Here is a 22,510-nt window from a genome sequence, read left to right on the forward strand (position 1 = left end):
TTGAATATTATAAACATTTTTAATTTGCAACAAATAATTCACTTAAATTCTAAAAAAAACACCCTCGTAAAATTAATATTACCATTATTAGCAAGAGCAATACTAGATATAGAGAACCATATCTTTTAGAATTTCAATTTGAAATTAATCTTGGTTATCTATATATCAATAAATAAAAAATATATGCAATAAAAATAAATATAAATTGCCTTTTAAATTCAGACATATTTTTTTATTATCATATTTAATATTAAATATGAATATTTATAAAATTTTTAGCAATCTATTTCAATTTTATCTTGCGCTATCTCGATATCTCCAATAAGGAAATGAGAGTAAAATAATTATATCTTTAATATCAATTACTTGAATTATTTGTTTTCCAAAATCCCGACAACTAAACACTCAACATATTAATATAATTATAAAAAATAATATTCATTAACAATTTATCAATTAGATCCCGAAAAGTGAGACTGTAATCCCTTTTGTCATTCAAGACCATGGAGTACATATTGATCAAAAAAAAGCCGCTTAACAAATTTAATCATGAAGAAACCATATTGAGAATCTTTCTTTCAGAAAATCAGATGGGAATAGAAAACACAAAAAAACTACAACAAGTTAAAGAAACATACACTTCCCTAACATATGATCAAAAGTGCTATATTGCTCAATTTACCGCTGAGCTCATAAAGACAAAATACCAAAATTTTGAAAAATTTTCAGATCATCTCTACTCATACAGCATGCTGTCAAATGACATTGACAAGTGGACTTACTCAGAAAAGCTTATAGAGTATTTATCTGAAAGCAATCATGACAATAACTTTATTCTAAAAATATGTGAAGTCTTACTTGAAATCATTGACTATGAATTTGATAAAGAGATCTATAATAGCCCATTGATTGCAAATTGCCTTGCTTTATTAATTGATATTGGAATTAATACTACCAAAAACAGGAGCAAAGAAATTCATAATTTAAATATTTTTGACTATATAACCTCAAATTTAATAGCAAGATCTAATTTAAATCATTTGGAAATTCGTATTGCTCTAGTTTATTACCTATCACGAGTTGAAGAAAAAAATCAAATACATTTGCAAAAAATTCTTTCCCGCTTTGGACAAAGTCTTTTAGAACATATATTTGGTAAGTATTTTTCAAATACAAAAAGCACTCCTGTTGCCTTTTTATTTTTACTAGATCATTTAAGTAATTTCATTTCAGGATCAGCTTATCTTGCCGAAATGGGCAATGCCGTTTTGCAAAGTCAAATGTTAAAAAATCCTAAAGATTTTATTATATTCCTTGAAAACTTTTTATTGCGAAGTCCTATTCAAAGTGAATTTATGCACGCTATGACAATTCACATTTCCTTTTTATTAAAAAAATCATGTGAAATTAACAACCTAGAATTAATAGAAAGCTTATTACAAATCATGTCAAATCATCTCGATAAAATCTACGATTTAAACAAGAATGATTTTAACCTGCAATATGACAACATAATTGATATTATTACAAATGCGCACAATAAAAAATCAAGAGAAGCATTAAAAAAACTAGAAAAATACTATCTCCAAAAATCAGATAAAAAATCGAATAAAAAAATAATATACTCAAATTTTAAAAATAAAAAAGCAAATATAAAAGTATCAGCAAAAGATGATAAAATATATTCTCACTTTGAAGAAATACTTATTTTGGCAGCATAACACAAATTTTCCTACACTATTCATCAAAATATTGAAATAATAAAAGCACTCTTGCACATTAGTTTGAGTATTAAGGGAAAAAAATGCCTAAAAAACATGAACCATTAAAAAACGAAGAGCAAAATATTAAAAAAAAGAAATTCTTAAAAAAAATTTTTATTCCATCCTCCTTTAAAATTGGAGTTTTAATAACATTTATTTGTATCTTTTTCCTTTTGCGACATTATACTCTTCCCAAAAATGCGCTTGATCTCGTCGGACAACTTGAACGCGAGCTCTATGATATTCGCTTTAAATTAAGAGGCCCTCAAAAGATGAGCGGTGTTGTGGGAGCACTTACTGCTGATGATAAAAGTATTGAAAAGTTTGGACGCTGGCCATTTCCTCGTGGCATTTACGAAAAAGTATTTCAAAATTTAAAAAAAGCGGGAGTCAAATGGATTGGATTTGATGTTTTTTTCTCTGAGCCTTCTCATCGTTTGCTTAGTGAATCCATTCCCGATCTAAAGGAAATTGTCAGTTTACAAAATAAAAATCCCGCTTTATTTGACAGTAAAATAGCGTCACTTTTAGAAGCCAGCCCTGGCGATGTGTCCTTAGGCAAAGGGATTGATGATTTTGGCAATATCGTTCAAGGTTTTTTTTATATTGAATCTTCATCGCAATTAAAATCTTCAAATTATAATTGGCAAAGCAGCTTTTTAAGACTTAAAAATTCTTCCATAGATTTTATGGATTTTCCCACAGGATATCATTTAGAACAATACAATGACCTTAAAAGTCCTGGTGCTGTTACAAACACAAATGTTGTTGCAGGGAAATCAAAATATATGGGTTTTGCAAATAATCAATCGGATTCCGATGGCCTTATTCGCAAAGCAATCTTAGTAAAATCCATAGAACCTTATAATCAGCAAGGTAAAAAAATCAGTACGCCCCTTCTTGTTCCGAGCCTTGCCCTATCACTTGCCGCAAATTATTTATCTAGTGGAATTATAATTCATTTTGATCCCTCTGGAATTGACTCAATAGAGTTATATCCTTCCTCAAGTAAAAAAAATACAATTAAAATACCGGTATATTTCGATGGAACTGGCAAATTATTAATCAATCATTATGGTGAATTTTCACAAATTCCTCATATTTCTCTTGAAGATGCTTACAATAATAACTTACCCAAAAACATTCCACAAATTCTTGTCTATGGAGGCACAGCGACAGGAACAAATGACAAACGCCCCTCACCATTTGATGAAAATTTTGATGGTGTTGGCCATCATATCGCAATTATAGAAAATATTTTAACTCAAAACTTTATGCAACGACCTATTTCAGCACCTCTTTTAGAAGTTACTTTATTATTATTATCTGGAATTATATTTTCATATGTATTAAAATATATGAGTGCATTAAAATCTTCATTTTTTATATTATCAATTCTTATTATTTTTTATATTATCGATGAAAAATACTTATTTGGAAAAGGGTACTGGTTTTATGCCGGAATGTTTTATTTACAAAGTGTATCCATTTATTTTGGCATAACAATATTTAAATATTTTACCGAAGAACGGGAAAAGAAAAAAGTCAAAGGAGCTTTCCAGCATTACCTAAATCCAGCGGTAATCAACCAACTTATGGAGCACCCCGAACGTTTGAAACTAGGTGGTGAAAAAAAATTTATGACCGTATTTTTCTCTGATGTAAGAGGATTTACAACAATAAGCGAAGCGTTATCTCCAGAAAAATTGACAGCATTATTAAATGAATATTTTACACCTATGACAAAAATTATTTTAGATTCCAATGGACTTTTAGATAAATACATTGGCGATGCCATTATGGCCGTTTGGGGAGCTCCTATTGCCATAGAAAATCATGCTGACAGAGCGTTATCATCAAGCATAAAAATGCTTGATGAGCTTGAAAAACTACAACTAAAATGGAAAAATGAAGGGCTTCCTTTTCTTGATATTGGTATTGGTTTAAATACGGGCGACATGGTTGTAGGAAATATGGGAAGTGATCAACGCTTTGATTATACCGTACTCGGTGATGCTGTTAACTTAGGAGCCCGATTAGAAGGTATTAATAAAAACTATGGTACTCGTATTATCTGCTCTGAATTTACAAAGCAATCTCTTAAAGAACCAAATAAGTTTCTCCTTCGAGAACTCGATAATATTCAAGTTAAAGGAAAAAATGAACCTGTTCGTATTTTTGAAGTCATGCGATTTCAAGACACAGATAGACAAAAAGCAATCAATCTGGCGCAAACATTTGAAGAAGGTTTAAGTCTTTATAGACAACAAAAATGGGATGACGCTATTCAAAAATTTAAAAAGGCGATAGAAGTAAATGAGGGGAACGATCCTCCAAGTCAAGAATTCATTGAGCGTTGCAAATATCTCAAAAATAAAGGTCTTGAAAAAGACTGGAATGGAGTTTGGGTATTTAAAACAAAATAAGGAAACACAATGACAACTATAAGAGAAACACTTACAAGTGATTTAAAACAAGCCTTAAAGAATCATGATAAAGAATTAACCGGTGTTCTAAGAATGCTTATTAGCGCCATTCAATATGGCCAAACCGCAGCAAAACCCATTGCAGAATTAGATGCCGTTCTCTCCTATCGAAAACAATTGCTTGATGCACTGGAAATGTTTCCCAAAGAGAGTGAAAAATACACCCAAACAGAAAATGAACTTAAACTCGTTGAAAAATATGTCCCACGGGCTCCAACGGAACAAGAATTATTTGAAATCATACGTAACAAAATCTCTCAAACTCCTCCGCAAGAAAAAATAAATATCGGCAGTATTATGAAAGAAATCAAACAGCTTTATCCTACATGCGATGGCAAAGCCGTTATGACACTCATTCAAAAAGAAGTTTCCTTAAATAAATAAATCAATATAAATATTTTAAATAGAGAAAATATTATTATGACTTCAAAAAAACATTCTGAGTTTAAAACTCTGTCTTTATGTTCGCTTGGTGGTGCTTTTGAATATTATGACTTCTCTTTATTTGCACTTATGGCTCCTGTCATTGGGCAACATTTTTTTAATGAATCTATTCCTAGCATCGCCCTCATGAAAACATTCGGCATTTTTGCTGCCGGTTATTTTGCTCGATTTTTAGGAGGATTTTATTTTAGTCACCTTGGTGATACAACGGGACGTAAATCACCCTTTATGATCACTCTATTTCTCATGGCCATCCCCACTTTAGGAATTGCAATTTTACCTACATATGAGCAAATCGGTATTTTAGCTCCGCTTATTTTATTGTTACTCAGAATTGCACAAGGCTTTGCTTTGGGCGGTGAAGCTCCCTGTGCCATGGCATTTATACATGAATATGCAAGTAAAAATAAAAAGTGTTTTGCAATGGGACTCCTATTTGGTGGAATTTTATTTGGTTCCTTTTTTGCTTCTTTAATATATACATTTTTAAATACTTTGATTCCTAAAGCAATGTTTGATGATTGGGGTTGGCGCATTCCTTTTGCAGTTGGAGGAATATTAGGAATTATAGGTGTCTATTTAAGAAAAAATCTTAAAGAAAGTAATGAGTTTATCCACTGCAAAAAATCTAATCTTTTACTGAAAGTCCCTTTTTTAAAAATATTCCAAAAACATTTATCTAAAATATTTATTGGTATTATCTTTTTATTGCCTTCATCCACAGCATTTTTATATTATTTATTAATCTCATCTAAAACATTAGAAACGGAATATCATTTTGATCCAAAATTTATTAAGGAAGTCACAACTCTAGGATTTTTCTTAAACGCAATTTTTGGTATTTTCTTTGGTTATTTATCAGATAAGTTTACAGCTAAAAAAATATATATCTTAGGTATTATTTCATTGTGTATATTATCTTCTGTTTCTCATTTTATTTTATCCATGGGAAGTGACACAATATTTTTATTATTTATCATGTTATTGAGCATAAATTTAGGTGCTTGTGTAGGATCCGTGTTTCACATTCTTACAATGATGTTCCCCATTCAAATTCGAACTTCATCGCTTGCACTTGCCTTAAATACAACAAATGGATTATTTATTGGCATAACCCCTTTATTGCTATCAAACATCGCCAGTTTTACCAATAATAATGCTTTACCTGGCTTTTATATTTTAACACTTTGCTTATTATCGCTGGTAATTATTATTAAATTTAATAAAAAATATTTATAACATGAGTTGAGAGAAATTTCATTTTTTTGAGATTGATTGATGACAAACTATCCTCTTACTTTTAAACTCTCGTACGCCATAGCATCTTTAAAGTATTTTTAGCACGGTCATTATTACAATTAAATTAAATTTAAATTAAAAAAGGGGATCGATTCAGGGCATTCCCTTAATTGTCAAAGGTATAACTTAAATTAATTCCCATGGACATTTTCTTAAAATTATCAAAACTAAAGTCATTGTCGCGAGAGGAATTGGGAATGCTCTCAAAAGATTTTTGTTGTGTAAATCCTAATAAAGGCCTCGCCTTAAACCCCGATTGCGCGCTAGCATAGGCACTGCGTCGCGATGAAGAACAATCGGATAAAGAGAGTTCAACCACACCAATGATAACACCGGCTCCCGCCCCAATAAGAGTGGCCGTTGCTAAATTAGGGGCAATATTGGTGGAAGATTGATTTGCCACCATAACAAGAGCGCCAACACCCAATCCAACGGCAGAACCCAGTAGAGTATCTCGAAAAAGAACAGAACCCACTTCGCATTGAGCTTGTGCAACTTGAAAAGTAGGAAAAAGCAATAAGCAGGAAGATAGAATGATTTTTACTTTTCTATTAAAAATTTTTTTCATAAATTCACCAAAATGCAATCGGATAAATAATTCCAACAATTCATATCAGGATGACACTAACCAACTCAATCTGTCTTTGCAATCCTATTCCTTATTCATCAAGCTTTTTTTGCAGAGATTTAATAAATGCTTCATCAAAATCAGCGGCAATAACACTTTCATCAATACCTCCGTTAGAAATATATTGAACAGCCAATTGTAAATAATTTTTTTCTTTTCCATCGGAAAGCATTTTTACGGCTTGTGGAAATAAAGACCAATTTAACGAAAAGACTTCATCAAATGCCTTTATTTCATTTGGAAGTGAAGCCTTTAATGAGGCTTTCCATTCCAATAAATAACGAATAGAAAAAGTCTTTGAAATATTTGAATCAAATGACGCATGACGCTTTAAAGGATATATTTTTAAAAAATCTTCCAGTGAGTTTTTTGCAATCGAAAGAGAGGGGATTTCGCTCCCTTGTGTTGCAAAATAAACCTGCGCACCTCCGTTTGTAGAACGAATTTTTGCAAAAAAAAGTACTTTTATTTTCATATATCCTCAAATCATCATCATTTTTATTTAGAAAAAATATTATTAGGCAAAATAGCTTCTTTAAAATTCATCTTCGAAAGCCAATCATTATCAAGCATTTTTGTCATATAATTACGAATGCCATCGGGCAAAATAACGACAATTTTAGATCCTTGCGGAATATCTTTAAGAACTTCTGCCACTCCCATTAAAGCCGATCCCGAACTCCCGCCACACAATAAACCTTCCTCACGAATCGCACGTCTCGCCCATTTGAAACTGGGCTCATCCGTTGTTTTAACCCATTTGTCTATCAAATTGCAGTCTAAAGCTTTTGGAAAAAAGTCATACCCAATGCCCTCCACTTGATAAGTAGAAACATCTGTTCCACCCCCCAAAATGCTCCCCACGGGATCACAACCTATTATTTTGCAACTTGGTTTTAATTCTTTAAATTTCTTTGCAATTCCTGAAATTGTGCCACCTGTTCCCGCTCCCGCTACAAGATAATCTGGAACCATTCCCAAATCATCAATAATTTCTTGAGCTGTAAAATTATAATGAGCGGCGCAATTGGAAGGATTCGCGTATTGATCAAGCACATGGGCATTAGGAAGTTCTTTCGCCAACTTATTTGCCACTGAGATATGACTTTCAGGAGCATCATAAGCCGCTTCTGTCGGAGTTCGAATGATTTCAGCTCCCAAAGCAGCTAAAACCACTTGCTTTTCTTTGCTCATTTTCTCTGGCAAGGTGATAATCACACGATAACCTAGCACAGCTCCCGCCAGAGCAATTCCAATTCCCGTATTGCCACTGGTGGGCTCAATCAAAATATCACCAGGCTTAATACGACCCGATTTTTGAGCATCAATAACCATTTGATAACCAATACGATCTTTAACTGAACCGCCCGGATTCATAAATTCACACTTCGCAAACACCTCAACGCCAGGCTTTTGAAATAAGCGGTTTAATTTTACCAAAGGGGTTTTACCGATGGACTCTAATATATTTTTTATTTGCATTTGACTACCTTCCCATGCGACAAACAGGCCGTCGCTTCTTATTTTAGGAAACACTTCTAACTCAAAAAGGGTTACTATGTCCAAGCAAAACAACAACCATAAATTGCTTAATCTAAATGTTGCAAAAGGACTTCGTCTGCGTTTTGCAGATGATGGAAATACCTATGCTTCCATATCAAGCTCATCAGGAGAATTTTATATGGCTCCTGAAGTTCTTTCGCTGTTGTGTTTACTTGGTAATAAAAATCTAAAATACACCTTAAAGGAAATTCCCGGATTATTAAAGAAACAATTTCAAAATATTTCATCAAACTTGCCAAACGAAGCAGAATGTTCAGCATTAATAGAAGATCTCATCGGTGCTGGCATTTTATTATTAGAGACAAATCAAACAAGTAAACACATGCAGTCCGATGGTTTTGGTGATCCCTGGGCGCAATGGACCATGCTAGCCGATGAATTTCGCTCTCAAGCTTATTTTAAAGCTTTAAAAAAACACATAAATAATAATTCCATTGTGTTAGATGTAGGCTCAGGAACAGGTTTTCTTTCTGCCATTTCATTACACTTAGGTGCCAAAAAAGTCGTTGCCATTGAAGAAACAAATACAGCAAATTGTATTAAACCTATATTAAATCAATTAAAGTTAAATACATCAAATAAAAGCTTTATTTTACATAATATGAATAGTTTTGATGTCACATTAAATGATGAAATAACAACAATAGTAAGCGAGTTATTTGGCAACGATCCCTTCCAAGAAGGTGTTCTTCCTACATTACGAGAAATAGGTTCGCGTTTATTTGATAAAAAAATAAATTATATCCCTCAAAGTGTTGCCGTATTTTTTGATATTATTGATTTATTAAATCATCCTGCACTGCATAGAATAAAAGCTTTTCAACAGTTTCAAAACAAAAATTTTTATAAAGAAGAATTTCTCACTGAATTTTTATGCGCAGCTGGAAAAACTCTTGACTTAAATGAAATTTCTTTTTCTTTGCCCTTAAATAAAAATGACTTTATTGCCGCAACAAAATCAACAGAAATTGGAAGCACGAGGCTCGATCCTCCGCCTACATTTTCAAAGGACTTAAATAAGCATCCCTTTTATGGAAAAAAAACGATTAAAATCAATCACGATTGTCAAAATGCCCTTGCCCTCATTTGGTTTCGTGCCGAATTAACAAAAGATGTTACCATTTCTTCACTCATTTCCGAACAGGACGCCTGCGCCCACTGGAGTCCCATTGCGATTCCTTTAAAAAAGACTTTAATGAAAAATGATATCATAGAAATTCATCATGAACTTAATGATACTGAAAACTATATCCATTGCAAAATCTTCCACAACAACGAAAAAATAGGTTCCCGATGAATCAACATATTGAAGAAAATTTAGAAAGAAAAATTAAAAAAAATATTTATGGCAAAGCTCAAAGTGTTAAAATCACTTTTCCTGCAGGACTGGGCTCCACTGCCTTAAAAGAAATAGAATCCATATTAAATAATTTATGGTTTCCTCAAAAATTTCAAAGTCATTGCCAATTATTAAAAAATGAAATTCAAATAGATAAAATACATATGTCAGCTATTTCAGAACTATTAATACGCTGCCAATGCATATCAGATATAAAACTTATTCTGTTAGAAGAAAAAGCACTTGGAAAAGAAGCATTTGAAAAACAATGCCGCTCTTTAAATTGGAATATGTTCCTTCAAAAAGAGATGTCGCTAAAAATTAAAGTGAATTCCGTTGCCAGCAAAGCTTTTCATGAAACAGGTTTAAAAGAAATCCTTGCCAATATTTTAAACAACCATGTCTCTGAAATTGTCAGCGGTGAAAACACGACAGAAACCACATCTCTTAATGCCGATTTATATAAAGACACATTAACTTTAAGTATTTCACTTGCAGGTGATTCCCTTTACAAGCGCGGTTACCGTGGTACCTTAAGCGCCAGCGCACCTTTGCGAGAAGATGCCGCGGCTTGTTGCATCCAAAAATCAATTATGTTTGCCCAAAGCAAAAATTCAAACTTCAATATGAATACCATACTCATTCCTTTTTCTGGAACAGGAACCTTTGCCTTTGAATATCTACAATGGCATTATAAATTTGTACCCGGATTATTTGAAAGAATATATGCTCTACAAAAAATGCCTTTATTTCGTCAAGAAAGCTTTAATTTTTTATTAAAAAAAGCAAAAGAAAATTGTTTATTTAAAACTAAAGATGAAAATAACTCAGAGAACTTAAATTCAGAAAATTTAAAAATCATCTGTATTGACAATTCTAGTAACGCGAATACAGCACTCGTAGAAAATTTAAATATTTTTGAAAAGAAAATTCATAATAATGATTTTATTTTTCCAGCTGAAATCTTTGAAAAGAATGCTGTCATAAATGAAAACTTCTTAAAATTAGATATAGATTCATTCCTTTCCCATAAAAATTACGGCCCTATTTTTCTTCCCTTAAACCCACCTTATGGCATTCGCATTCACAAAAAATCCGACCCCATCGCATTTTATAAAAGCATCGCGATAAAAATAAATGAACTATCGAAAATATTAAAAAAAGAAAATCATAATTTATCTGGTTTTATTTTATGCCCTAACGAAGAAACTTGGTCTTCTTTTTGCAATCAATTAAAACATTTTGATTTGGAAACTTATCATTTTACGCAAGGTGGCATGGATATACGCGTTTGTCAGTTTTATATTTAATCATTTTTATTTAAATAATTACAATTTCATGACATTTTTAAAGCATAAGATTTTATTAATTATTTTTTTAATTTGCATTTAAATTTGACGAATTTATTTTACACAGATAAAAAAAAGATACTGGGTAGAATCCACTACCCAGTATTCGAAGGAGGTCTGATATGAACCATCAGAATCTCCCTATGAAGAAAGATAACACAACACCGCAGTCGTTTCAACTCTCTTTCTCCTATAAATTAATCATAGGAAAATTAAAGTGTAACACGCTGCAGCTTATTGTCATTATCCTTTTTTTAACTTTTCTTATTATGCTCGCGGTATCTGTTTACCTCGCTCATATTTTGAAAAAGACATAGGGGAGGAATCGGGGTTTCCCGATTCCTTTTTGAATTTTTTAAATGTATATTCTCACCCCAAAATTTATTTTCTCTAATAAATCATTAAAATTAAAATAAATTTTTCTAAAAAGTTGCACTCATTTATAAAAATAAAGTAAAATGCTTTGTTACTCAGTAAGATTCATTCTCATAACCATGGTTATTATTAATTATGACTTTCATTTCAAAAGATTTTTATCTACAGGATGCAATTCATGTTGCCCCACAACTTCTGGGAATAAAAATAAATCGTGAACTGAAAAATGGGAAAGTCATATCAGGAATCATTGTGGAAACGGAAGCCTACATGCCCGACGACCCCGCATGTCATGCAAGCCGAGGAGTCACAAAAAGAAATGCTCCCATGTTCGAAGAAGGGGGAATATGTTACGTTTATTTAATCTATGGAATTTATTATTGCTTAAATGTTGTTACTGGAAAAAAAGGGAGTGGCCAAGCCGTGTTGATTCGAGCTTTAGAATTGCCATCTCATGAAACAAATAGAAGAGCCGCTGCAGGACCGGGAAAACTCTGTCGTCATTTGGCAATTAATAAAGAACAAAATGGATTAGAATTTTCAAAATTAAATCAAATTTGGATTGAAGAAGGAATTCCTATTTTACCTGCTGATATTCAAACTTCTAGTAGAATAGGAATATCAAAAGGAATTGAAATGCAATGGCGATTTTATATTAAAAATAATTCCTTTGTTTCAAAACAATATGATACTAATAATACAAAGGAAATAAAATAAGCGAATAAGGATCTGGAATTTTTTCAAATGTCTCCTCAATTTTCTGCTCAGTTCGTTGACATTGTTTCTTCGATTCTGAGCGTACGATTGAAAAACAATGAAAAATATATTTTTGCTATAAGTGATTATATGGATAGAGAAGAAACATTAAAATACTTCTGAAACTAAATACTGAAGAGTTGTTGTGACTTATTCGATGAATTTAGATAGAATAAAACCATCATAGTCTTTTTATTCTATTTGGAGACTTTTCAGAATAATTTAAAATCGTATTATATTAGGGTGTGTTTATTTAATGATACGTTTAAAGAATATTATTTACTTTGTAGGCAGAAAATCAATTTTTTGGTTTATTATAACCTTTTTTTCTGCTATATTTCTGTCTTTTCTTGAGTTGTTAATAGTTGCATTTTTGCAATTATTTTTAGTGAGCTTAGGGTTAGTTGAAACTAAAATTAAAATTCTAGGATTTGTTATACCTCGTATTGATCTTTCTTACGTTATTTTATTTCTTGTATTAATAGGATTTTTTAGAATAATAGGACAAATATTTTCAAATCATAGTACGAGTTTTTCTCTAGAATATGCTAATTGTAGGTTAAGAAATTTAGCTGTTTATGATTTATTTAATCAACGGACTAGAGACAATGGGGTTTCAGATGTAAACTTTAGGATTACTGAAGTATTTCCAAAAGCCTCGTTATTTATATCAAACATAGTTTATTTTTCTTCCTTGTTTCTTCAGTGCTCAATTGTTATGTTGCTTATGTTTGCAACGGCTTGGAAAGAATCAATTATAGGTTTATTTGGTATTTTTTTTATTGGGATACTTATTCTTAAAATCACTAAAGGTGTTAGGAAGGTTGCTTTACAGGTACCAATAGAACAATATAAATTGAACGCTGGAATAGAGAAAATTTCAAGAAATCTTCTTTTTATAAAAATTATGAGAACCCAAAATTATGAGCAGAAAAAATTAGCAGAAAATGTTATTAATTATGGCCTTTGTTCAATAAGAGCTTCATTTTTAAACATTTTAAGCATAACAATATCTCCATTTCTAGGCATACTGTTACTTGTTATCATTATTTTAATGAGTCAGAAATATTTTCACACTGAGGGTATGATTTTAGTTTCTTTTTTATACTTATTCATTAGATTTATTCAAAATCTATCAATATTATTTGGATACTTTAGCTCTCTAAATCTATATTATCCGCAAATTAAAATCGCTTTTAGGTATTTTAATAGTTTTCATAAAAACGAAATTTATTATATTAATAAATCTTTAGATGCCATTAAATTTATTGGCTCAAATAAAAATTATATATTACCAGATAAATTTCTTGAAATTTCATCGGTTAATAATGTTAGTAATATAAATATTAAAAATTTGAATATAATTTTTGAAAATGTTTCTTATTCTTATGAGTCTTATAAAGCTCCTCTCATTGAGAACTTAAGTTTTGAAATTAAGCAAGGCAGTCATGTGGGTATAATTGGCCCAAGTGGATCTGGAAAAAGTACAATTTTATTTCTTTTACTCGGTATAATTAAACCGAATATTGGAAATGTATTTATATCAGGTTTTTTGCCTGAAGAGTTTTTGGACTCACCTAATGTTAAAGTGGGTTATGTTGGAGCAGAACCTTTTTTAATAAAGGGAACGATAAAAGATAATCTTTTATATGGTATGAAAGAACCTGTTTCTGCAGATCAAATTTGGAGAGCTTTAGAATTTGCAAGTATGAAAGATATAGTAGAAAAAAAGTCTTTGGATTATATGATACCTGAAGATCAATCTGGATTATCTGCAGGACAGAAACAGAGGCTATGTTTAGCACGAGCTATTTTACATAATCCTCAGCTTCTCGTACTTGACGAATGCACATCTAATCTTGATGAAGGAACAGAATATGAGATAACATCATCTCTTGAAAGATTGAAAGGTATATGTACTGCGATTATTGTTTCACATAGGCCAGGAATTTTAAGATCGGTAGATAAAATTGTAGATCTTAAGAGTAGGAATTTTGAAAAATGATTAATTTGCATGAACCCATATTTGATAAAGACGATGAAGACTATGTTCTTGAAGCTCTACGTTCTTCATGGGTTTCAACAGGTGGGCCTTTTGTTGATAAATTTGAAAAAGATTTTGCTGATTTTGTGGGCTCAAAACATGCAGTATCAATATGCAATGGAACTATTGGTTTACAGCTTTCTATTGAGGCACTAAAGCATAGATTTCGGGTTTTGAATAACTTTGATATTATATTGCCTTCATTGACTTTTATTGCCACAGCAAATGCGGTAGTACATGCGGGTGGCTCACCTCATTTTATTGATACTGATGAAAATTCATTGCAGTTTTCCATTGAAAACTTTAAAAAATATATTTTAAATAACTATGAATATAGATTTGAACAAAAATACTGGATAAATAAAGTAACTTTTAATAGATTACTTGCTTTTATTCCTGTTCATATTATGGGCTGGTCTGCAGCAGAAAGTTATTTATTAAAAGGAATTTCGGAAGAGTTTAATTTGACAATATTAGAAGACGCAGCAGAAGCATTAGGGACATATAATCTTGATGAAACTCATATAGGAAATGAAAGTTTAGCAGCTATTTTTAGCTTTAATGGAAATAAAATACTAACTACCGGTGGTGGTGGCATGATTACAACAAATGATTTTGAATTTGCAAAACATTTAAAACATCTATCAACAACGGCAAAAATTGATAATTTTAGATTCGTGCATGACGAAATAGGATATAATTTTAGACTTGTTAACTTATTAGCAGCCCTTGGATGTTCTCAATTAAAAAAATTAAAATCACGTTTAGTACGTAAAAAAGAGATTTTTGACTTATATTCAAATTATTTAAATTCACCATTTTTAAATTTATATAAACAGCAAAATTGTCACTCTAATTATTGGCTAAACTGTGTCATATTTAAGGATTTTAATTTAAGAGAAAAAGCTTTAACAATTCTCATTGAAAATAAAATTCAAGCACGACCTTTGTGGACGCCATGTCATTTGCAACCAGCATATAAAGTCGAAAATAATTTATTATTGAAATATACAGAAGACATTTGGAATAGAACACTGTCTCTTCCTTCAAGTCCCAAAATTTTAAATGAAGATGTAAAATTTATTTCAGATTTAATTCTTTTAAGTATAATTGGTGATAAATGATAAATAAATTTTCTCCTACATACAACCAAGCTATTTTATCAGAACATTCAACTTTGAAAGAGTGTTTATCAATCATATCAAAGTCTGGATTGTTAATTGCTTGCATTTCATCTTATCAGAATGAAAAATTTTTGGGAATTCTTTCTGATAGTGATATTCGCAGGGCGCTTTTAAGTGGAGCCTCCTTAGAGGACTCTTCCAAAAACTGGATTAATAAAAATCCAGTTACTGCACATGAAAGCAGTTCAACTGAAGAGTTGTTTGAACTTTCTCATAGAGTTGGAAAAAGGGAAATCCCTCTTTTGGATGATCAAGGTTTTGTTGCAGATATCTTTATTTTAGGTTTGAATGATATTCGTACATCTGAAGTAAAACAAAAAAATGTTGAAATAAAAAATCAAGTATCAAATTATATGTTCATCTTGGCAGGAGGACTGGGCTCTCGATTACGCTCTATTGTAAATGATAGACCTAAACCATTAGCTATTGTTGGTGGGAAACCGATTATTGAAACCCTTTTGAATCAGGCAACTTCTCAAGGGTTTAAAAATTTTTATGTGTCTACGAATTATCTCGCCGATCAAATTGAAGAATTCTTAGCTTCTGAAAGATTTTCTGGACTAAATATAGAATTTGTAAGAGAAAAACAACCTCTTGGCACTGCGGGCTCAATAGGGTTTATAAAAAGTAAAATTCATGAGTCTTTAATTGTTTGCAATGCGGATATTTTGACAAATGTTCAGTATGCAAAAATAGTTGAAGAGCATGAAAATCACGATGCAGATATTACATGTGCTGTAAGACCATTTCAGTATACAATCCCTTATGGAGTAGTAAATGTATTAGATAAAAAAATATCAAATATTTCTGAAAAACCTAAATTTGATTTTTTAGTTAATGCTGGAATTTATGTATTAAGTCCAAAAGTAATAGAATTAATTGAAAATGAACAATTCTTAAATATGACCGACTTTATTACTAAATGTAATGCAAAAGGAAAAAAAATTATTCCTTATTTGTTACATGAATATTGGATTGATGTTGGATTACCAGAGGAATATTTAAAAGCAAATAATGAATATCATCTTCACTTTGAAAGTTAATTGTATGTCAAAAAGAGAGCTTGGAAAAATATTTGTTACTGGAAGTGATGGTTTTATTGGTAGTCATTTAGTTGAAACTCTTATAGAAAATGGTTTTGAAGTTACAGCTTTATGTCAATATAATTCGTTTGGAAAATATGGTTGGCTTGATGACTTCACTCATAAAAAATGCCCTCATAATTTAAAATTAATTTTGGGAGATATTCGCGATCCTTTTTTTCTTAAAAAAATGATAAAAGATCATGACACCGTTTTTCATCTTGCTGCTTTAATTGCAATTCCTTATTCTTATGTTGCTCCTCAAAGTTATTTTGAAACAAATGTTTTAGGTACTTTAAATGTGATGGAAGCTTGTTTAGATTCTTCAAGAGTGTCTCGATTTATTCATACTTCAACAAGTGAAGTTTATGGAACAGCACAGTTTGTTCCCATTACGGAAAAACACCCTTTACAAGGTCAATCGCCTTATTCTGCAAGTAAAATTGGTGCAGATATGGCTGTAGAGTCCTATTTTAGATCTATGTCCCTTCCAGCTGTAATATTAAGACCTTTTAATACTTATGGTCCTAGACAAAGTATGAGAGCGGTAATTCCAACAATAATATCTCAAATTTTATCTGGAAATTCAGAGATAAAATTAGGAAACCTCACAACTACAAGGGATTTTAATTATGTAATAGATACGGTTAAAGCTTTTATAGCTTTGGCTGAGAGTAGTAATGATGATATTTTAGGGCAGAGTTTTAATACAGGGACTGGGCAAGAAATTTCAATAGAAGATATTTTTAAGCTTATTTCCAAAATGTTAGATAAAAAAATTTCTATTGTTACTGAAGAAGAAAGAAAACGTCCTGAAAAAAGTGAAGTTGAGAGATTATTATCTGACCCAACAAAGTTATTTCAGGCAACCGGTTGGAAAGCAAAATTTAGTCTTGAAGAGGGCATTCTTCAACTCATTCACTGGATGAAAAATCGTAGTGACTATTTGCAAGAAAATACTAGGTATTTTGTATGAATAAATTAATAAAGTAAGAATAATATAAATGCAAAAATTATTAATGAAAAAAAATATTTGTGTAGTTACTGGTTCAAGAGCAGAATATGGATTGCTTTACTGGATTATGAATTATTTTAATCATGATGCAGATATAAATTTACAGATTATCGTAACAGGAATGCACATGTCTCCTGAGTTCGGTGATACATATAAACAAATAGAAGCAGATGGCTATAAAATTTCTTATAAAGTTGAAATGCTTTTATCTAGTGACACAAAATCAGCCATAACAAAATCTATAGGCTTGGGTGTAATTGGATTTGCAGATGCTTTTGAAAATCTAAAACCTGATCTTTTAATTGTTTTAGGAGATCGTTTTGAGATTTTATCGGCAGTTCAATCTGCTGTAATTTATCAAATACCAGTAGTTCATATTCACGGTGGAGAAATTACCGAAGGATCGGTTGATGACTCTTTTCGCCATGCAATAACTAAAATGTCTCATATACATTTTGTTGCAACAGAAGAGTATAGAAAAAGAGTTATTCAAATGGGAGAGAGTCCTAAAACTGTATTTAATTTTGGAGCTCCTGGATTAGATTCTATTCATAAACTGAATTATTTTAATCAGTCTGAACTTGAAGAAAGTTTAGGTATTAAACTTGGTAAAATAAATTTTTTAGTTACTTTTCATCCTGTAAGTATTTTTTCACAAGAACAAAATATAAATTCTGTTAAAGAACTTTTAGATGCCTTAAAAAGGTATCCAGATGCTAAAATAATTTTTACTAAAACAAACTCAGATGCATTTGGAAGAACGATGAATAAACTTTTAGAAGATTTTGTTGAAGAAAATTCTTCTCATTGCGTAATTCATTCATCTTTAGGTCATAAACGCTATTTATGTTTATTAAGATTTGTAAATGTTATGATCGGTAATTCATCAAGTGCGTTTATTGAGGCTCCTGTATTTAATTTGCCTGCCGTGAATATTGGATGTCGTGAACAAGGAAGAATTGAAAGTCCGTCAATAATTAGTTGTCATGATAAAAAAGAGGATATTTTAAAAGCTATAGATAGAGCTTTAAGTGCTGAGTTTAAAAAATCAATTGAGTTTCAACCTTTACCTTATGGAAAGGGAGGTGATAACTCTTTGAAAATATGTAATCATTTAAAATCTATTTTATTTGATCCTGATTTTTCCGCAAGTGATTTTATTAAAAAGAAATTCTTTGACTTAGAAGTTTCTGTCAAACAAGAGAGTATTCATAATGAATAATGATAAGGTTACTATTATAGCTGAAGCTGGTGTAAATCATAATGGTTCTATTGAGCAAGCATTTAAATTGATTGATGTAGCTGCTGAAGCTGGCGCTGATATAGTTAAATTTCAAACATTTTCAGCGGATAATCTAGTAATTAAATCAGCTAAAAAAGCTGAATACCAAATAAAAAATATTGGAAATTCTGAAACTCAGTATGAAATGTTAAAAAAATTAGAACTTACTTATGATCAATTTTATTTATTAAAACAGCATTGTATTAATAAAAATATTGAGTTTTTATCTACACCGTTTGATGAGAGTAGTCTCCATTTTCTTGTTCGAGATTTAAATATTAATTATATAAAAGTTCCTTCTGGTGAAATTACGAATTATCCGTTTTTGTTAAAAATGTCTAAAATGGGATTGCCTTTGATTGTTTCTTCAGGAATGACATCTTTAGGTGAAATTGAAACAGCTTTAGCAGTAATTGCTTTTGGTCTACTAGGTAAGAGTGATAGGCCTTCTTTAGATAATTTTATGGATGCCTTTTATTCAGAGGAAGGTCAGAGTATATTAAATAAAAAAGTTACGTTATTGCATTGTACTTCTGAATATCCTGTTCCTTTCAATGAAGTTAATTTAAATTCTATGAAAACTTTAAAAGCATCTTTTAGTTTAAATATAGGGCTATCCGATCACTCCGAAGGTATTTCAGTTCCTATTGCCGCTACTGCTCTCGGTGCTACAATTATTGAAAAACATTTTACATTAGATAAAAATTTACCTGGTCCCGATCATAAAGCTTCACTTGATCCAGTTGAGTTAAAAGAGATGGTAAAAAGTATTCGTGAAGTTGAGAAATCTCTTGGTCATGGAAGAAAAATACCATCTCAATCTGAATTAAAAAACAGAAAAATTGTAAGAAAAGTTCTTGTGGCTTCAAAAGAAATAACAAAAGGCGATTTTTTCTCTGAGCATAATGTATGTATGAAAAGAGCCGGTTTTGGTATGTCATCTATGAATTATTGGGATTTAATTGGAAGTAGTGCTCAAAAAGATTTTTGCGAAGACGAGATCATACAATAAAAAAGTATTTATTAGAGGATTTTATATGATTAATTCGCACTTACCCGTTGTCATTATTGGTGCAGGGGGGCATGCAAAAGTTGTTGTGGACACACTGCAAGCAATGCAATGCGAGATACTTGGGTACACAAATATTACAAGTGAGAAACCTCTTTTAAATATAAAATATTTAGGTTCTGATGATTTTATTATAAACCAAAACCCTAAAAATATTTTACTTGTAATCGGTTTTGGAAGCGTAAAATTTGCTCTCGAAAGACAAAAAACATTTGAAAAATGGAAATCCTTAGGTTTTAGTTTTAAATCTTTAATTCATCCATCAGCTATTATATCTCAGTATGCTAAACTAGGGGAAGGTGTACAGGTCTTGATGGGATCTCTTATTCAGGCATGTGCTACCATAAAAGATAATTGCATTATTAATACAGGAGCATCTGTTGACCACGATTGTTTTATTGATAGTCATTGTCATATAGCACCAAGAGTTACGTTATCAGGAGGTGTTACAATTTCTTCTAATTGTCATATAGGTACGGGTGCTGTAGTTATTCAAAATATTATTATTGAAAATAATGTAACAGTTGGTGCAGGTGCTGTTGTAATTAAAAATGTTTCATCAAATTCTGTTGTTTATGGTATTCCAGCAAAATAATGAATAAATGGATAATGATAAATGACTCTCTTAAATAAAAAAATATTAGGTATAATTACAGCTAGAGGCGGTTCTAAAGGTTTAATTAAAAAAAATATATTACCATTCGGGGATAAACCTTTAATCGCATGGACTATAGAATCAGCTAAAAATTCCAAATATTTAGATAGAATTGTTCTGTCTACAGATTGCTCTGAAATTAAAGATGTTGCACTTCAGTATTCATGTGAAGTTCCTTTTATTAGACCAGCAGAATTAGCAACAGATACTTCTACAAGTATAGATGTAATTTCTCATGTATTAAATAATATTAATAGTTATGATTATTTTGTTTTATTGCAACCAACATCACCTTTAAGGTCTCAATTTGATATTGATACCTGTATTGAAAAATGTGTAAACGAAAATGCGCCAAGCTGTTTAAGTGTTTGTAAGTCAGATACGTATCCTCAGCTTATGTATACGATTGAAGATAATCAAATATTAAAACCCTTACTAGCTGGGGAAAAACCAACAAGACGTCAAGATATGAAAAATTATTATACTCTTAATGGTTCTGTATATGTTGTGAATATAGAATTTTTTAAAAAATATAGAAAATTAATAGCTGAAAATTCTATCTGTTTTGAAATGCCAAAAAATAGATCTATAGATATTGATGATGAATATGATTTTTCTATTGCTGAATTCATATTAAATAAAAATTTGACGAAAGAGATATAAATGAATCACAGAATAATAGCTAGATTAGATGTAAAAGGGCCAAACTTAGTTAAAGGGATTCATTTAGAAGGATTGCGTGTACTTGGAGACCCTGTACATTTTGCTGAATATTATTATGAACAAGGTGCAGATGAAATCATTTATATGGATGTCGTCGCAAGTCTTTATGAAAGAAATAGTTTACATGATCTTATTTCAAAGACAGCAAAAAAAACGTTTATACCCATTACGGTAGGTGGTGGAATTCGGTCGCTAGAAGATATTAAGTCAATATTAAGATGTGGGGCAGATAAAGTTGCGATAAATACAGCGGCTATAAAGGATCCAAATCTTATAAAAGAAGCTTCTAAAAAATTTGGATCGTCTACCATTGTTGTTGCAATAGAAGTTATTAAGCAGCCTAATGGAGATTATTTAGTATTCACAGATAACGGACGAGAGTATACAGGTATCGAAGTTTTAGCTTGGGCAAAACAAGTAGAAGAATTTGGAGCGGGAGAAATTTTAATAACATCTGTAGACAACGAAGGTGCTGGAGGAGGATATGACAATAATATAATTTCTATACTAAGCAAATCTCTTTCTATCCCAATAATTGCCCACGGAGGAGCAGGTTGTAAACAGCACATTTATGATTGTTTCTTTGAAGGAAAAGCAGATGCTGTCGCTATTGCGAGTATAATTCACTATGAATCTGCTTCAAAATTATTTTCTAAGTATACAAAAACATCTGAAGGTAATATTGAATATTTAAAATCAAATGCAGTTCCTCAATTTATTTCTCCGGCAAGTATACCAATTATTAAAGAATTTTTACTGAATAAATTCATTCAATGTAGACCTTATAAAGGTGAAAATCCATGAGTAAAAAAATAATAATTTTAGACTATGGAATTGGAAATTTACAAAGTGTAGCGCAAGTTTTTGCTCATTTAAATAATCCAGCATTGATTTCTTCTAATTATAAAGAAATTATGTCTGCGGATGCTTTAGTATTGCCTGGAGTTGGTGCATTTGGCCACGCAATGAATAATTTAAAAGAATTATATCTTGATAAATCAATTTTAGAATTTGTTCAAACTGGTAAACCTCTGATGGGTATTTGCTTGGGATTTCAATTATTATTTTCAGAAAGTGAAGAATTTGGAAATCATAAGGGTCTCGACATTATTAAAGGGAAAGTTCATAAGTTTACAAATGATAACGTATTAAATCTTGGTATAAAGATTCCTCAGGTCGGATGGAATAAAATTTATAGATCTTTAACTGCTGTTGACAATTGGGCTAAATCTCCATTAAGAGAAATACAAAATATGGACTATATGTATTTTATTCATTCCTATTATGCTAAGCCAGAAGTAACAAATGAAATATTAACTTTAACACAATATGAAGGAACAGAATATTGTTCTTCAATTTTAAAAGATAATATTTTTGCAGTTCAATTTCATCCTGAAAAAAGTGCTTGGCAAGGAATTCGTATTTATAAAAATTGGATAGGAACGATTTAAGGA

At 31.0% G+C, this 22,510-nt stretch carries 22 protein-coding genes; 19 read left to right on the forward strand and 3 right to left on the reverse strand.

The genetic code is table 11. The features are described from left to right. Positions 1-515 precede the first annotated feature (515 nt). The 4 genes from AXG55_RS11710 to AXG55_RS11725 all read left to right on the forward strand — a co-directional run bounded on the left by AXG55_RS11710 (position 516) and on the right by AXG55_RS11725 (position 5,932). Positions 516-1,721, forward strand: coding sequence for a hypothetical protein (locus AXG55_RS11710; RefSeq protein WP_148698294.1), 1,206 nt, complete (start codon positions 516-518; stop codon positions 1,719-1,721). Between the two features lie 83 nt (positions 1,722-1,804). Further along, positions 1,805-4,189, forward strand: coding sequence for a CHASE2 domain-containing protein (locus AXG55_RS11715; RefSeq protein WP_148698295.1), 2,385 nt, complete (start codon positions 1,805-1,807; stop codon positions 4,187-4,189). A gap of 9 nt (positions 4,190-4,198) precedes the next feature. After that, the gene (locus AXG55_RS11720) at positions 4,199-4,633 is read left to right on the forward strand and encodes a GatB/YqeY domain-containing protein (RefSeq protein ID WP_148698296.1); all 435 of its coding nucleotides are present in this window, start codon (positions 4,199-4,201) and stop codon (positions 4,631-4,633) included. A gap of 36 nt (positions 4,634-4,669) precedes the next feature. Beyond that, complete coding sequence (locus AXG55_RS11725) at positions 4,670-5,932, forward strand: MFS transporter (protein WP_148698297.1); 1,263 nt, start codon at positions 4,670-4,672, stop codon at positions 5,930-5,932. Positions 5,933-6,098: 166 nt separating this feature from the next. On the opposite strand, the gene AXG55_RS11730 is transcribed toward AXG55_RS11725, so the two are convergent. From AXG55_RS11730 to AXG55_RS11740, 3 genes are all read right to left on the reverse strand, one after another. After that, a complete protein-coding gene (locus tag AXG55_RS11730; RefSeq protein ID WP_148698298.1) occupies positions 6,099-6,560 on the reverse strand; it encodes a hypothetical protein in 462 nt (153 codons plus the stop codon). Between the two features lie 91 nt (positions 6,561-6,651). After that, positions 6,652-7,095: a hypothetical protein gene (locus AXG55_RS11735; RefSeq protein WP_148698299.1), complete on the reverse strand. Its 444-nt coding sequence runs from the start codon at positions 7,093-7,095 to the stop codon at positions 6,652-6,654. A gap of 23 nt (positions 7,096-7,118) precedes the next feature. Further along, positions 7,119-8,102 carry a pyridoxal-phosphate dependent enzyme gene (locus AXG55_RS11740; RefSeq protein WP_148698300.1) on the reverse strand — a complete coding sequence of 328 codons (984 nt, stop codon included), beginning with the start codon at positions 8,100-8,102 and terminating at the stop codon, positions 7,119-7,121. 76 nt (positions 8,103-8,178) lie between these two features. Here AXG55_RS11740 and AXG55_RS11745 point away from each other — a divergent pair, with 76 nt between their 5' ends. The 15 genes from AXG55_RS11745 to hisH all read left to right on the forward strand — a co-directional run bounded on the left by AXG55_RS11745 (position 8,179) and on the right by hisH (position 22,507). After that, on the forward strand, positions 8,179-9,480 hold the full coding sequence (locus tag AXG55_RS11745; protein ID WP_148698301.1) for a 50S ribosomal protein L11 methyltransferase: 1,302 nt from the start codon (positions 8,179-8,181) through the stop codon (positions 9,478-9,480). After that, positions 9,477-10,832 (forward strand): hypothetical protein, encoded by a 1,356-nt coding sequence (locus AXG55_RS11750; RefSeq protein WP_148698302.1) that lies wholly within the window; start codon positions 9,477-9,479, stop codon positions 10,830-10,832. The genes AXG55_RS11745 and AXG55_RS11750 overlap by 4 nt, the downstream gene beginning before the upstream one ends. 161 nt (positions 10,833-10,993) lie before the next feature. Beyond that, a complete protein-coding gene (locus tag AXG55_RS11755; protein ID WP_148698303.1) occupies positions 10,994-11,188 on the forward strand; it encodes a hypothetical protein in 195 nt (64 codons plus the stop codon). Between the two features lie 193 nt (positions 11,189-11,381). Next, positions 11,382-11,963 carry a DNA-3-methyladenine glycosylase gene (locus tag AXG55_RS11760; protein WP_148698304.1) on the forward strand — a complete coding sequence of 194 codons (582 nt, stop codon included), beginning with the start codon at positions 11,382-11,384 and terminating at the stop codon, positions 11,961-11,963. 27 nt (positions 11,964-11,990) lie between these two features. Continuing rightward, on the forward strand, positions 11,991-12,125 hold the full coding sequence (locus tag AXG55_RS15060; protein WP_272866902.1) for a hypothetical protein: 135 nt from the start codon (positions 11,991-11,993) through the stop codon (positions 12,123-12,125). A 133-nt stretch (positions 12,126-12,258) separates the two neighbouring features. Beyond that, on the forward strand, positions 12,259-14,007 hold the full coding sequence (locus AXG55_RS11765) for an ATP-binding cassette domain-containing protein (protein WP_148698305.1): 1,749 nt from the start codon (positions 12,259-12,261) through the stop codon (positions 14,005-14,007). Further along, complete coding sequence (locus tag AXG55_RS11770) at positions 14,004-15,170, forward strand: DegT/DnrJ/EryC1/StrS family aminotransferase (protein ID WP_148698306.1); 1,167 nt, start codon at positions 14,004-14,006, stop codon at positions 15,168-15,170. The genes AXG55_RS11765 and AXG55_RS11770 overlap by 4 nt, the downstream gene beginning before the upstream one ends. Then, the gene (locus tag AXG55_RS11775) at positions 15,167-16,273 is read left to right on the forward strand and encodes a nucleotidyltransferase family protein (protein ID WP_148698307.1); all 1,107 of its coding nucleotides are present in this window, start codon (positions 15,167-15,169) and stop codon (positions 16,271-16,273) included. Before AXG55_RS11770 ends, AXG55_RS11775 begins: the two co-directional genes overlap by 4 nt. A gap of 4 nt (positions 16,274-16,277) precedes the next feature. Further along, complete coding sequence (locus tag AXG55_RS11780; protein WP_148698308.1) at positions 16,278-17,288, forward strand: GDP-mannose 4,6-dehydratase; 1,011 nt, start codon at positions 16,278-16,280, stop codon at positions 17,286-17,288. A gap of 28 nt (positions 17,289-17,316) precedes the next feature. Next, a complete protein-coding gene (neuC, locus tag AXG55_RS11785) occupies positions 17,317-18,549 on the forward strand; it encodes a UDP-N-acetylglucosamine 2-epimerase (RefSeq protein WP_233231189.1) in 1,233 nt (410 codons plus the stop codon). Next, positions 18,542-19,621, forward strand: a complete 1,080-nt coding sequence (neuB, locus tag AXG55_RS11790; RefSeq protein ID WP_148698309.1) for an N-acetylneuraminate synthase — start codon at positions 18,542-18,544, stop codon at positions 19,619-19,621. The genes neuC and neuB overlap by 8 nt, the downstream gene beginning before the upstream one ends. A 25-nt stretch (positions 19,622-19,646) precedes the next feature. Then, on the forward strand, positions 19,647-20,273 hold the full coding sequence (locus AXG55_RS11795; protein ID WP_148698310.1) for an acetyltransferase: 627 nt from the start codon (positions 19,647-19,649) through the stop codon (positions 20,271-20,273). Between the two features lie 21 nt (positions 20,274-20,294). Next, entirely contained in the window at positions 20,295-20,996 is a 702-nt protein-coding gene (locus AXG55_RS11800; RefSeq protein ID WP_148698311.1) for an acylneuraminate cytidylyltransferase family protein, read from the forward strand. Next, on the forward strand, positions 20,997-21,860 hold the full coding sequence (hisF, locus tag AXG55_RS11805; protein ID WP_148698312.1) for an imidazole glycerol phosphate synthase subunit HisF: 864 nt from the start codon (positions 20,997-20,999) through the stop codon (positions 21,858-21,860). Next, positions 21,857-22,507, forward strand: a complete 651-nt coding sequence (gene hisH, locus AXG55_RS11810) for an imidazole glycerol phosphate synthase subunit HisH (RefSeq protein WP_148698313.1) — start codon at positions 21,857-21,859, stop codon at positions 22,505-22,507. The genes hisF and hisH overlap by 4 nt, the downstream gene beginning before the upstream one ends. The last annotated feature ends 3 nt before the right edge of the window (positions 22,508-22,510 follow it).

Origin of the sequence: Silvanigrella aquatica, from assembly GCF_001907975.1 — a bacterium.
Lineage (GTDB): Bacteria > Bdellovibrionota_B > Oligoflexia > Silvanigrellales > Silvanigrellaceae > Silvanigrella > Silvanigrella aquatica.